General features: G+C 62.8%; 13 protein-coding genes. 6 read left to right on the top strand and 7 right to left on the bottom strand.

Features of this window, described 5'->3' with window-relative positions; translation table 11 throughout:
- The first annotated feature begins 21 nt into the window (after nt 1–21).
- Together PU133_RS08305 and PU133_RS08300 are read left to right on the top strand one after the other, a co-directional pair.
- A complete protein-coding gene (locus PU133_RS08305) occupies nt 22–333 on the top strand; it encodes a polyhydroxyalkanoic acid system family protein (protein WP_126009474.1) in 312 nt (103 codons plus the stop codon).
- Nucleotides 334–433: 100 nt separating this feature from the next.
- The gene (locus tag PU133_RS08300) at nt 434–1,957 is read left to right on the top strand and encodes an NAD-dependent succinate-semialdehyde dehydrogenase (RefSeq protein WP_404864247.1); all 1,524 of its coding nucleotides are present in this window, start codon (nt 434–436) and stop codon (nt 1,955–1,957) included.
- On the opposite strand, the gene PU133_RS08295 is transcribed toward PU133_RS08300, so the two are convergent.
- Nucleotides 1,954–2,592, bottom strand: a complete 639-nt coding sequence (locus tag PU133_RS08295; protein ID WP_126009470.1) for a DapH/DapD/GlmU-related protein — start codon at nt 2,590–2,592, stop codon at nt 1,954–1,956. The genes PU133_RS08300 and PU133_RS08295 overlap by 4 nt on opposite strands.
- Before the next feature lie 82 nt (nt 2,593–2,674).
- On the opposite strand from PU133_RS08295, the gene PU133_RS08290 reads away from it, so the two are divergent.
- The 3 genes from PU133_RS08290 (at nt 2,675) to PU133_RS08280 (ending at nt 4,428) form a co-directional block, all read left to right on the top strand.
- Nucleotides 2,675–2,824 (top strand): hypothetical protein, encoded by a 150-nt coding sequence (locus PU133_RS08290; RefSeq protein ID WP_404864246.1) that lies wholly within the window; start codon nt 2,675–2,677, stop codon nt 2,822–2,824.
- 98 nt (nt 2,825–2,922) lie between these two features.
- Nucleotides 2,923–3,522 carry an SCO family protein gene (locus tag PU133_RS08285; protein WP_404864245.1) on the top strand — a complete coding sequence of 200 codons (600 nt, stop codon included), beginning with the start codon at nt 2,923–2,925 and terminating at the stop codon, nt 3,520–3,522.
- Nucleotides 3,523–3,555: 33 nt separating this feature from the next.
- Entirely contained in the window at nt 3,556–4,428 is an 873-nt protein-coding gene (locus PU133_RS08280) for a 50S ribosomal protein L11 methyltransferase (protein ID WP_404864244.1), read from the top strand.
- 35 nt (nt 4,429–4,463) lie between these two features.
- Here the strand turns inward: PU133_RS08280 and PU133_RS08275 are convergent, their stop codons facing one another.
- The gene (locus PU133_RS08275; RefSeq protein ID WP_164527824.1) at nt 4,464–4,637 is read right to left on the bottom strand and encodes a hypothetical protein; all 174 of its coding nucleotides are present in this window, start codon (nt 4,635–4,637) and stop codon (nt 4,464–4,466) included.
- Nucleotides 4,638–4,835: 198 nt separating this feature from the next.
- On the opposite strand from PU133_RS08275, the gene PU133_RS08270 reads away from it, so the two are divergent.
- Nucleotides 4,836–6,665, top strand: coding sequence for an aminopeptidase P family protein (locus PU133_RS08270; RefSeq protein ID WP_404864243.1), 1,830 nt, complete (start codon nt 4,836–4,838; stop codon nt 6,663–6,665).
- Nucleotides 6,666–6,770: 105 nt separating this feature from the next.
- On the opposite strand, the gene PU133_RS08265 is transcribed toward PU133_RS08270, so the two are convergent.
- The 5 genes from PU133_RS08265 to PU133_RS08245 form a co-directional block, all read right to left on the bottom strand.
- A complete protein-coding gene (locus PU133_RS08265; RefSeq protein ID WP_404864242.1) occupies nt 6,771–7,073 on the bottom strand; it encodes an AzlD family protein in 303 nt (100 codons plus the stop codon).
- Nucleotides 7,073–7,807, bottom strand: coding sequence for an AzlC family ABC transporter permease (locus PU133_RS08260; RefSeq protein WP_404864241.1), 735 nt, complete (start codon nt 7,805–7,807; stop codon nt 7,073–7,075). The genes PU133_RS08265 and PU133_RS08260 overlap by 1 nt, the downstream gene beginning before the upstream one ends.
- A 163-nt stretch (nt 7,808–7,970) precedes the next feature.
- Complete coding sequence (gene ligA / locus PU133_RS08255; RefSeq protein ID WP_404864240.1) at nt 7,971–10,100, bottom strand: NAD-dependent DNA ligase LigA; 2,130 nt, start codon at nt 10,098–10,100, stop codon at nt 7,971–7,973.
- Nucleotides 10,101–10,183: 83 nt separating this feature from the next.
- A complete protein-coding gene (gene recN / locus PU133_RS08250; RefSeq protein ID WP_404864239.1) occupies nt 10,184–11,851 on the bottom strand; it encodes a DNA repair protein RecN in 1,668 nt (555 codons plus the stop codon).
- Nucleotides 11,852–11,942: 91 nt separating this feature from the next.
- Nucleotides 11,943–12,815: an outer membrane protein assembly factor BamD gene (locus PU133_RS08245; protein WP_404864238.1), complete on the bottom strand. Its 873-nt coding sequence runs from the start codon at nt 12,813–12,815 to the stop codon at nt 11,943–11,945.
- Nucleotides 12,816–12,845: the final 30 nt, after the last annotated feature.

Genomic DNA, 12,845 nt, shown 5'->3' with positions numbered 1-12,845 from the left:
TACGCGAGGCGCTTGGATACCATGGCAGAGACCGTCACCGTCGAGATCCCCCACCGTTTGACGAAGCTTGAGGCACGCCAGCGCCTGGAAGGCGGTCTGCAGCGTGTTCACGAGCAGGTGGCCGGTCGCGCCGTGAATGTCGAGCAGGAGTGGTCCGGCGATCATCTCGATTTTAAGGCCGGCATGATGGGCCAGACGATTTCGGGGCGGCTCGATGTCGAGGACAACGTCGTCAAGCTCGAGCTCGACCTGCCATGGCTGCTCGCCTCGCTCGCAACCACCATCAAGGGCCGGCTTCAGAAGGAGGGCACGCTGCTTCTCGAAAAGAAGTAGCGCTCGCCTTTTCCAGCTGATTTACCGCCAGGGGTTGTACCCCATGGCCGCTTCCTGCAGTCTCGCGCCCGATTTCAGGCCAGACAGCGAGGAAGACCTTATGATCGACCAGATGTCGACGCCCACTTCGGCAATCGATACGGCAAACGCGCAAACGGACATTACGCCCCACGGCTTTACACTGACCGACCCTGATCTCTATCGCGACCGCTCCTTCATCGGCGGTCGATGGGTCAACGGCCAGGACGGTGCCACGCTGGATGTGCGCAACCCTGCCGACGGATCGACCATCGCCACCTTCCAGGTTCTGGGACCGGATGGCGCGCGCGCAGCTGTCGATGCCGCAGACGCTGCCTTCGATGCATGGGCCGACCTTCTTCCGCAGGACCGCATGGCGATCCTGCGGCGCTGGTACGACCTCGTCCTGGCGAACAAGGAAGACCTCGCCCGCATCATGGTGCTGGAACAGGGAAAGCCGATTTCTGAGGCCCGAGGCGAAATCGATTACGGCGCATCCTTCATCGAGTTTTTTGCCGAGGAAGCCCGACGCCCCGACATCATGAGCGTGACCTCGCATCTACCCTCGGCAGAAGTCGAGGTCTGGCGCGAGCCGGTCGGTGTGGCAGCACTCGTCACGCCATGGAATTTCCCCATCGCCATGATCACCCGCAAGGCCGCTGCTGCACTCTCGGTCGGTTGCACAGTGGTTATCCACCCCTCCAAGGAAACGCCGATCTCGGCCTTGGCGCTCGCCGTTCTGGCAGAGCGCGCCGGCTTCCCGGCAGGCGTGTTCAACATTGCCATCGGCGAGCCGGCACCGATCGTCGGAACCTGGACGAGCGACGCGCGGGTCAGAGCGCTGTCCTTTACGGGATCGACCGAAATCGGCCGGTTGCTCTATGAGCAGAGCGCGCCGACCATCAAGCGGCTGAGCCTGGAACTTGGCGGGCACGCGCCGTTCATCGTCTTCGCCGATGCCGATCTGGACAAGGCTGTCGACGAGGCGATCAAGGCCAAATTCGCGACATCCGGACAGGATTGCCTCGGTGCCAACCGCTTCTATGTCGAACGCCCGGTCTATGACGCATTCTGCGAGCGCTTTGCCGAACGTACTAAGTCGCTGACCGTCGGCTTAGGCATGGACGATCCCGACATCGGGCCGCTGATGAACGAGGCCGCAATCGACAAGCAGGTCGAACAGGTCGAAGACGCCCGTATCAAAGGCGCGAAAGTGTTGTGCGGGGGCCAAAAACACGAAGCCGGTCCCCGCTTCTTCGAGCCGACCGTGCTCGCTGACGTGCCGGCCGATGCCAAGATCATGAGCGAGGAAACCTTTGGCCCGGTCGCCGCCATCACGGCATTCGACAGCGAGGACGAAGTGGTTCGGGCGGCAAACGCCACGGAATACGGGCTGATCGCCTATGTCCACACGATGAAGCCTGCCCGCATCTACCGGCTCTCGCGCAAGCTTCAATACGGCATGATCGGCGTGAACAGAACCAAAGTGACCGGCGCGCCAATTCCATTTGGCGGCATGAAACAATCCGGCCTCGGCCGCGAAGGTTCACGCCATGGCATCGAGGCGTTCTCCGACGTCAAATATGTCTGCCGCGACTGGTCCTAACCACCAGCGACTTCCCATTTGTCGAGAAAGTCTTCGATGTCGAGCGTCTGCATGTCCGCAATGGCGGCGTGCAGGCGTTCATCCGGCCAGTCCCACCAGGCGAGAGCCAGCAGCCGATCGATGATCGCTTTCTCGAACCGTGTCCGGAGCGGCTTGGCAGGCATGCCGGCGACGATGGTATAGGGGTCGACGTCGCGCGTGACGACGGCGTTTGCGCCGACCACGGCACCGGTTCCGATCGTGACGCCAGGCATCACCACGGCCCCGTGACCGATCCACACGTCATGGCCGATCGTCACACGCTTCGAGCGGCGACGATCGCGAAACTCATAATCAATGCCGTGAAAGCGGAAGAACTCGTTCGGGCGATAGGTCACCTTGTGCGTGGTCACCCGCTCCATCGGATGTTCGAGCGCATTGATCCGAACATTGGCGGCGATCGAACAAAACCGCCCGACATCGGTGTAGATCGCTTCGCCATGACGCTCGAAATAGGAGTAGTTGCCTACGGTCACATCGCGCATCACGACGCGTTCTCCGATCACCACGAACCGGCCGAACGTGCAGTCCTGCACGGTGGCACTGCCGTGCACCTTGGGTGTCGGGTCCTTGAGGAGGTCATCGTGATCGTCCATGGCCGGCCTTTATTTGCTTCACCGAGCATCGGCAAGAGCACCCCGTCTGGCGCGTCACCGCAAGCCGCGCTAATCTACCGTTATGGATGGAGCCAACATCAACAATCGCGTGCTGATCATCGCGATCGCACTCTCGGCGGTGATGACCGGCGCAGCCTTCGCCGGCTGGTCGGCCTATGGCACGGACATGTTCGTTGCGATGGTGCAGAACGGTCTCGCATGGTGCCTATAGCGCGGTTGTGAACGGCTGCGCCCATTTATCCTACTGACATTGCAGGGATCTGCCTTTAGATCAGGCTCGAAACAAAGCCGCTGAAGGCATCGACGCGCATGGTTTTCTTCCGCACTGCCCTATGGGCACTGGTCATCATCTTCGCCGGCGTTCTCGCTTGGGTGAGCTATCAGTTCACCCGCAGCGCCGGGCCGGGCGGCGAGGAGCCCTATGGCGTGGACTTCGCGCTCGTGGACGCATCGGGCCAGGAGATCACTGAGGAAGCTTTCCGTGGTCAGCCGACGGCCCTCTTCTTCGGCTTCACCCACTGCCCAGACGTGTGCCCGACGACGCTGTTCGAACTCGATGGCTGGATGCAGCAGGTCGACCCAGAGGGTGACGACCTCAACGCCTACATGGTGACAGTCGATCCGGAACGGGATACTCCGGAGCTTCTCTCCGGCTATCTCTCCAACGTTTCGGATCGCATCGGCGGCATCACCGGCGAGCCGGGCGCGGTCGCCGAGATGGTGCAGGGCTTCAACGTCTACGCGCGCAAGGTCCCGCTCGACGAGAACGATCCAGAGGGCGACTACACGATGGACCATACGGCGTCGGTATTCCTGCTGGACGAAAACGGCCGCTTCCGCTCCACCATCGCCTATGGCGAAAATGCCGACACGGCTGTACAGAAACTGCGCAATCTCATCGGCGGCTGAGCTGAAAAAGCGACGCCCGGACGCAGGATCTTCATGTCGCAAAAGCGCCTCTTCGTGAAAACGAGCGAAACTGAAGCTTCGCGCATCCTCGACATTCTCTCAAACGCCTTCGAAGAGGATGGCTTTCCCGTCGCCACGTCGGAAATCGATGAGAAGGCAGATGTCTGGGAAGCATCGATCTACGCTGACGAGAGCGAGATCGCGGATTTGCGCGAACGGGTGGCTGCGGTGCTCGAGCCCGACTTCGGCGCGTTGGCGATCGAATACGAAGACGTTCCAGATATCGACTGGGTCAGCAAGTCTCTGGAGGGCTTGAAGCCCGTGCGCGCCGGTCGTTTCCTGGTGCATGGCTCGCATGACCGCGCCGCGATCAGGCCCGGTGACCTGCCGATCGAGATCGATGCCGGCCAGGCTTTCGGCACGGGCCATCATGGCACCACGTCCGGTTGCCTGGAAATGATCGACGAGGTGGTGCGACGGAGCAAGCCGAAGCGCGCGCTCGATCTCGGGACCGGCAGCGGCGTTCTCGCCATAGCCGTCGCGCAGCTATGCAACGCGCGCGTCGTCGCGACCGATATCGACCCGATTGCAGTGAAGATCGCGGCAGAAAATGCCGCGCTGAACGAAGTCGGTGCACGCATCAAGATGCGCACGGCGCCCGGCTTCCAATCCCGGATCTTTAAGGACGAAGGCCCGTTCGACCTGATCGTCGCCAACATTCTGGCGAGACCGCTGATTTCAATGGCGCCCGAACTCGTGCGCCATCTCGCGCCCGGCGGCAGCGTCATCCTGTCGGGCATTCTTGCAGAGCAGCGCTGGAAAGTGCTGTCCGCCTATAACGGCCAAGCCCTCGCCCACAGAAAGACCTTGTGGCGCGAGGGCTGGGTCACTTTGCATTTGAGCTGAGGCCTGCCGGAGGCTCCGCTTTCACCATCCAAAGATTAGAACGGGAAAGAAGAAGAGCCTTCGCGAACCATGTCTTCGCGGCGGCGACCGAGCGTCTTCAGCGTTTCGTCGTCGAACGACAGCAGAGCGCCGTTGACGTAGCGGCGCACCTGGCGCTCACGAGCTTCGATGACGCGATCGAATGCAGTACGGAAAATGTTCTTGGCCATTTGTCGGTGTCCTTTGGTCCGGCGTTGCTTGGCCTCCCATGCTTCTCAAGATAGAGATTCGTTTCGGGAGTGGCAGGGCCCGAGGCGCATGGGAGCCTTGCATTTATCGCAACTGCGAAGCCGTCATGCTGCAACGCAATATTAACGATGGCCCGTTTTGCCAGCAGGCGGGTGCCATCTCAGGTCGAAGGTTGGACCATGTTTCAGAATTTCTCTGTGCTCTCGTCGCCGGAAACAGGAAAAGATCGCGTCGCGAGACTGCGCGGAAAATTCGACGAGCACGGCATCGGCGCCTTCATCATTCCGCGCGCCGATGAATTCCAGGGCGAATATGTGCCGGCATCAGCTGCGCGCCTGCAATGGCTCACGGGCTTCACCGGCTCCGCCGGCGCCTGCGTGGTGACCCCGAATGAAGCCTTCATCTTCGTCGATGGCCGCTACACGACCCAGGTTCGAATTCAGACCGACATGGACGTCTTCCAGCCCATGGACCTCGTGGACAATCCGCCGCCGGAATGGATCACCGGCAACGCGCCGGCCGGCATGCGCATCGGCTACGACCCATGGCTTCACACGACGGGCGAAGTCGCACGCCTGGAAAAGGCGGCGAAATCGGCAGGCGCCACGCTCGTTGCCGTGTCTTCCAATCCGCTCGATGCGGTCTGGGACGATCGCCCAGCCTCGCCTGTCGGCCGAGTGTCGATCCAGTCGCGCGATCATGCCGGCAAGCTCGCGCATGACAAGATCGCCGAGATCGATGCGGCGGTGACGGCCAAGAAGGCCGATGCCTTCGTCATGACCGATCCGTCCTCCGTCGCCTGGGCCTTCAATATCCGCGGCGCCGACGTACCGCACACGCCGCATCCCCTCGCCCGCGCGATCTTCCAGCCTGGACAGCGCCCGCAGCTCTTCATCGAGGACGCTAAGCTCGGTATCGAGGAGAAGGCCTATCTCACGCAACTGTCGGACCTGAAGGCGCCGGAGGGCTTTGCCGCTGCACTCAACAGCCTTGGCAAGAATGCCGCCAAGGTACTCGTCGACCCTGCTCTGACGCCAAAGGCAATCGCCACGGCCATCACCGCGGCCGGTGGCAGGCTTGTGGAGGATATCGACCCTGCCCGCCTGCCCCGCGCCGTGAAGAACGCCGTGGAGATTGCCGGATCACAGCGCGCGCATCTGGTCGATGGCGCGGCAATGGTGACGTTCCTTGCCTGGCTCGACCGCCAGCAGCCAGGCTCGCTCGATGAGATCACGGTGGCGAAGACACTCGAAGCGACCCGTAGCCGGATCGGCCAGAGCCACCAGCTGCCGCTCAAGGATGTCTCGTTCGAAACGATCTCGGGTGCGGGGCCGAACGGCGCGATCATCCACTACCGCGTCAACGAGCAGACCAATCGCAAGCTCCAGGCCGGCGAACTGTTCCTGCTCGATTCCGGCGGGCAATATGTGTCAGGCACGACCGACATTACCCGCACCGTGGCGATCGGTACGCCGACGGATGAGATGCGGCGCTTCTTCACGCTGGTGTTGAAGGGCATGATCGCGATCTCGGTGGCGCGTTTTCCCGAAAACACCAAGGGCAGTGAGCTCGATCCACTTGCCCGTATCGCGCTCTGGAAGGCAGGCGCGGATTTCGGCCATGGCACCGGCCACGGCGTCGGGTCGTATCTGTCGGTGCATGAAGGCCCGCAATCGATCTCGCGGCGTGGCACGCAGGCCCTTCTACCTGGCATGATCTTGTCCAACGAGCCCGGCTACTACCGCGAGGGCGCGTTCGGCATCCGCATCGAGAACCTGATCTACGTCCACGAGCCTCGCGCGATCGAGGGCGGCGACAAGCCGATGCTCGGCTTCGAAACGCTGACACTTTGCCCCATCGACCGCAGGCTCGTCGAACCAACGCTCCTGACGGAAGAGGAGCACGCCTGGCTGAATGCCTACCACGCCCGCGTTCGCCACGAACTCACGCCGATGCTGGAAAGCGCGGAAGACCGGGCCTGGCTCGACGCTGCGACAGCGCCGCTCTGATCAGCCGATCAAAGCGTTTCCAGGTGAAGTGGATACCGGTTCACCGTTCGGAAACGCGCCAGATCAGAAACTTGATGTCATTGAGCTTATCAAGGATAAGCGAAATCACATTAAGGCGCGCAGTGCCACCACGATCGCCGTGCCGATGAAGACGGTCGCCAGCATCGGCAGGCCCAGTCCGATGAGGATCGCGGCCGCCATGGTCAGGGCCTCTGCCGTGCCGTTGAAGACCGCGGCCGGCGCAAAGAGCGTCGTGAGAACGGCTGCCGGAACCGCATTGAGCGCTGCCTCGACGCGCGGATGCAGCCGTTCGAACCGCGACAGGATCAGATGACCGCCGATCCGCGTCGCATAGGTCGCGAGCGCGGCTGCGAGGATGATCCAGACATTGACGCTGAAGCCGTCCATCACCGGGAAGCCTCGCTGCCGACGGGGGCTTTGACGTTCTGAGGCGGCCTCGTATCCGCGATGATCGCGGCGACGGCGATGCCGATGATCGCGCCGATCGAGACGTGCCAGGGCGAGCCGATGAAATGGAAGCCGGCGATCGATCCGAGCCCGCTGGCAAGCACCACCGGCAGCCAGTTCTTGCGCGAGCGGAACCCAAGCACGAGAGCCATGAAGTAAAGCGGCAGCAGGAAGTCGATGCCGAATTCTTCGGGGTTTTCGATCAAGCCGCCGAAGACGGCGCCGAGATAGCCCTCCGCCACCCAGGACAGATAGACCGGCAGGCCGATCCCGAGATACCAGGCGAAGGTCATCGACTTGCCCGCTTCGCTGCGCCGCTCGGTTTCAGCATAGACCGGATCGATGAGCAGGAAGAACGCAACCGCCTTCTGCCACAGCGAGAAGTGGCTGATACGACGTCCGACCGCTGCCGAATACAGAACGTGGCGGAAGTTGACCGCGAAGATCGACAGAACGATCAGCCAGGGCGCGGCCGATCCATTGAAGAGATCGATGCCGACCATCTGGCTGGCGCCCGCATAGATCGTCGCGCTCATCAGCACCGCCTCGCCGACGGTCAAACCGTTGTCGACGGCAAGCGCTCCGAACAGGAGGCCGAAGGGTGCGGCGGCTACCACCACCGGAACGCATTGACGCATACCGGCGAGGAAATCGCGCTTGAACGAGACGGTCATGATGGTCCGATCGAGAGTATCAGCAGAGGCGAAGTTTCATCGGTGAAACCCCGAAACGGCGCATGGCCGTGAGCATGCGCACTATCTTTCCGTCGCCATGGTCAAGTCAAATGAAAAGGCCTGACGCTCGCTTGCATATTGCTGATGCTAACGATGCCAGTTCTCAGGCGCCGATCAGCGTGAACCAGCCATCCTCGTCGGTCGTCTCTACGCCCAGTTCCTGCGCCTTTTTCAGCTTCGATCCAGCGCCCAGGCCCGCCACCAGAAGATCGGTTTTCGCGGAAACCGACCCGGCGACTTTCGCGCCGAGCCGCTCGGCCATCGCCTTGGCCTCATCGCGCGTCATCCGCTCCAGCGCACCCGTGAAGACCACTGTCTTGCCGGCAACAGGAGAATCGCTTTGCGGCTTCTCGGCCTCCTCCACGGTGAGTTCCGCGACGAGCGCGTCGACCATCGCGACATTGTGCGCCTCGCCGAAAAAGCGCCCGACGGCGTCGATGACGGCGGGGCCGATATCGTCCAGAGCGTCCATCTCTTCGCGTGCCTGCGCGTCCCCTGCCGCAACCGCGTGCGCGGCCTGCTGGAACCCGTCCCAGTTTCCGTAAGCGCGCGCGAGCGTCTTCGCGGTCGATTCCCCCACATGCCGGATGCCGAGCGAGAAGATCAGCCGCTCGAGCGGCACCGTGCGGCGCGCTTCGATCGCATCGAACAGCTTCTGCGCCGAGGTGGCTCCATAGCCTTCACGGTTCTTGAGCTTGCGCAGATCTTCGACAGCATCACGCGCCTTCAGCGTGAAGATGTCCGCAGGCTGGCGAACGAAGAGCGTCTCGTCGTCGAAGAAATACTCGATCTGCTTCTCGCCGAGGCCATCGATGTCGAACGCCTTGCGCGACACGAAGTGCTTCAGATGCTCCTTGCGCTGATAGGGACAGGCAAATTCGCCCGAACACCGGCGCACCACGCCCTCGACGCCGCCAGCCGTCTCTTCGCGCACGATCGGCGTCTTCAGGTGACAGGGGCAAATGGTCGGAAACTCGAATGCCACCGCGTCTTCCGGGCTCTTCTCGACCCGCAACACCTGCGGGATGACGTCGCCGGCCCGTTGGATCTCGACCGTGTCGCCGATCTTGACGCCGAGCCGGGCGATCTCTTCCGCATTGTGGAGCGTCGCGTTTGTCACGACCACGCCGCCGACGGTGACCGGTTCCAACCGTGCGACCGGCGTCAGCGCGCCGGTGCGGCCGACCTGGATGTCGATGGCGTTGAGGATCGTGAAGGCCTTCTCGGCCGGAAATTTGTGCGCGATCGCCCAGCGCGGCGAGCGTGACACGAAGCCAAGCCGCTGTTGCAGCGCGATCTCGTCCACCTTGTAGACGACGCCGTCGATGTCATAGGGCAGTTCGGCGCGCACCCGCTCTATGGCGTGATAGTGCTCCAGCAGGTCCTCGACGGTGGAGAGCCGTCGCATCAGATCGTTGGTGTGGAAGCCATAGTCGGCCAGTGTTTCGACCATGGCATACTGGGTATCGGCTGGCAGACCGGGCAGCACTTCGCCCCAGGCATAGGCGAAGAATTTGAGCGAGCGCTCGGCCGTCAGCGACGCATCGAGCTGGCGTAGCGACCCGGCAGCCGTGTTGCGCGGATTGACGTAGGTCTGCTTTCCGAGTTCCGCTTGGCGCTGGTTGAGCGCGACGAAATCTTCGCGCGTCATATAGACCTCACCACGCACTTCGAGCACGGCCGGCGCGCCCTTCGGCAGCGTTGTCGGAATATCCTTGATCGTGCGGGCATTGGGCGTGACGTTTTCGCCAACGGCACCGTTGCCGCGGGTGGCCGCCGTGACCAATTCGCCGTCTTCGTAGCGCAGGGAGAGCGACAGGCCATCGATCTTCGGCTCGGCCGTGAAAGCCAGTTCGGTGTCGGAGCCGATCCGCAGGAATCGCCGCACCCGCTCGACGAAATCGGACACATCCTCATCGGAAAACGCATTGTCGAGCGACAGCATGCCGACGCGGTGGACCACCTTGCCGAAACCCGTTGCCGCTTCCGCGCCAACCTTGTCGGACGGCGCCTCGGCGGGCTTCAAATGCGGGAAATGGGCTTCGATCGCGAGATAGCGCTGCTTCAGCGCATCGTAATCTGCATCCGAGATGACCGGAGCGTCTTCCTGGTGGTAGCGCTTGTCATGCTCGGCAAGTTCCGCCGAGATGCTTTGTAGAAGTTCGGCGGCCTCGGTTTCGTCCATCTTGTCGATCGGGGTCTTGCGGACATTCGGATCGAACGAGGTCGGCATCTGCTGGCGCTCCAGTGACTGGTCTAAACGCCCATTCCATATGGCAGGTCAGGCCGCGAAAACAGCCCTCATCGGCTCAAGCCTCAGGCGTTTTCCGACAGCAGGCGTGCTGCTGCCGCCCGCGCCTCTGTCGTCACGGTCGCGCCGGCCAACATGCGGGCAATCTCTTCTTGGCGGCCATCGGCGTCGATTTCGGTGACACGCGTTGCAATGGCGTTGGAATCGTTCGGCCCCTTGGCGATCAGAAGATGCGTCGAGGCACGTGCGGCCACCTGCGGCGCGTGCGTCACCGAAAGCACCTGCACCTGACCCGCCAGCCTGCGCAAACGCTGGCCGATCGCATCGGCGACCGCACCGCCCACACCGGTGTCGATTTCATCGAAGACCAGCGTCGGTGCCGATCCCCGATCGGCAAGCGCCACCTTCAGCGCAAGCAGGAAGCGCGAAAGCTCGCCACCGGAGGCAACCTTCATGATCGGACCGGCGCGCGTGCCCGGGTTGGTGCGCACCTGGAACTCGACCCGATCGATCCCGTCAGCCGTCGGCTTCTCCGGATCGCTGTCGACTTCGATGAGGAATTCGGCCCGCTCCAGCTTCAGGGCCGGCAGTTCGGCCATCACGGCAGCGGCAAGCGCCTTGGCCGTATGACCGCGCTTGTCTGACAGCGAGCGCGCGGCCGCATCGAAATGCGCGCGGGTTTCCCCTACGGCTGCTTCGAGATGCTGCAGCTTTTCCTCGCCTGCATCGAGATCGGCGAGATCGTCCATCATGCGCTGGGCGAGCGCGGGCAGTTCGGAGACGGGAACGTTGTGCTTGCGGGCGGCGGCACGCAGCGCGAACAGCCGCTCTTCCGTCCGCTCCAGTTCGGCCGGATCGTAATCGGCCTTCCGCATGGCAGCCTCGATCGCCATCTGAGCCTCGCCAAGGGCTGCAAGCGCCGCATCGAGTGCCAGCACAGTTTCCTCAAGCAGCCCCGGGGCTTCCTGGGACTTGCGCTCAAGGCGCCGCACGAGCGAACTCAGGAGCGGCACGGGAGACCCCTGCCCGGAAAGCACGTCCTCGGCTTCCTTGATGTCGCTGGCGATGCGCTCGGATTTCATCATGTCTGCCCGGCGACCGGCCAATTCGTCCTCCTCGCCGTCGAGAGGCGACAACTGATCGAGCTCGGCAAAGGCCGCGCGCAAATAATCGGCTTCGCGTGCCGCGGCATCGACCTTGGCGCGATGGATATCGAGCGCCCGGACGGCATCGCGCCAACGCCGATAGAGACCGGCAAGCGCTTCGGCCTCGCCGGTCAGTCCGCCAAAGGCATCGAGAAGAAGCCGGTGCCCGTCCGTGTCGATCAGGGCGCGATCATCGTGTTGGCCATGGATCTCGACGAGCAACCGGCCGATGTCACGCATGGTGGCGACGCTGGTCGGCTGGTCGTTGACAAAAACCCGCGTGCGGCCGTCGGCACTTTGGATGCGCCGCAGGATCAGGTCGCCATCGTCATCGAGACCATTTTGACGCAGGAGCTGGCGCGCTGGATGATCCTGCCCGACATCGAAGACGGCCGTCACTTGGCCGCGTTCGGCACCCTGGCGCACAAGGCTGCCATCGCCGCGCGCGCCGAGTGCGAGCGAAAGGGAGTCGAGAAGAATGGACTTCCCTGCGCCGGTTTCCCCGGTCAGCACGGACAGGCCGCGCTCGAAGTTCAGGTCGAGCCGCTCGATCAGAACGATATCGCGAATCGACAGCTGTGCCAGCATGAACCTTCGCTCGGAGAGTCGGCAAAAACGGATGAACGATCAGCAGACGAAGAACCCACCAAACCCTTCTTGGGCCGGTGGGTTCCGAAGATCAAGCATCCGGGCCGATAAGGGCTGCGCCGGCCCGTGAAATCCAGGAGCCGGTGTTTTCACGCGGCTGCAGCCCGCCGGTCTGCAGCAATGCGTAGGAATCCGCATACCACTGGCTGTCCGGATAGTTATGGCCAAGCACCGCAGCAGCCGTCTGCGCTTCGTCAGTCAGGCCGAGCGCGTAATTCGCTTCGACGAGACGGGCGAGCGCTTCCTCGACCTGGCGCGTGTTCGGATAGCGCTCGACGACGTTGCGGAAGCGGTTGATGGCGGCGACATATTCGCGACGCTCGAGATAGTAGCGGCCGACCTGCATTTCCTTGCCGGCGAGCTGGTCGCGGGCGAAACGGATCTTGGCCTGTGCGTCCTCGACATATTCGGAGTCGGGATAGCGATCGACGACGGCCTGCATGGCCTGAATGGCGCGGGCCGAATCGCGCTGATCCTGCGTCACGTCGCGGATCTGCCGGAAATAGGACAGGCCGATGATGTACTGCGCGTAAGCAGCATCTTCGTCGCCCGGATAAAGGCTGAGATAGCGGCTCGCACCATTCACCGCTTCGTCGTAGTCACCCTGGCGATACTTGACGAAAGCGTTCATGACGAGCGCACGCCGGGCAAACTCCGAATAGGGATGCTGGCGATCGATCGCTTCGAACTTGCGCGCAGCCTCGGTCAGGCGCCCGCCCTGCAGGTTCGCCAGGCCCTGGTTGTAGAGAACATCCGGCGGATCGATGTCGCTCGCAAGAGCGGTGATATCGATATCGGGTTCCGTCTGGCAGCCTGCAGCGACGCCCGCGACGGCGACCAGAAGACCAAGCGCCGCGCTTCTCGCAAGCGAGCTCCCGGACTGTTGCCGAACCTTGACTGTCATGCGCGCCAAAACCCTTTCAAGATGTCCAAT

Origin of the sequence: Georhizobium sp. MAB10 (genome assembly GCF_045012825.1) — a bacterium.
GTDB classification, from domain to species: domain Bacteria; phylum Pseudomonadota; class Alphaproteobacteria; order Rhizobiales; family Rhizobiaceae; genus Georhizobium; species Georhizobium profundi.
Note: the sequence above shows the minus strand (reverse complement) of the source record. Positions and strands in the feature narration are given on the sequence as shown.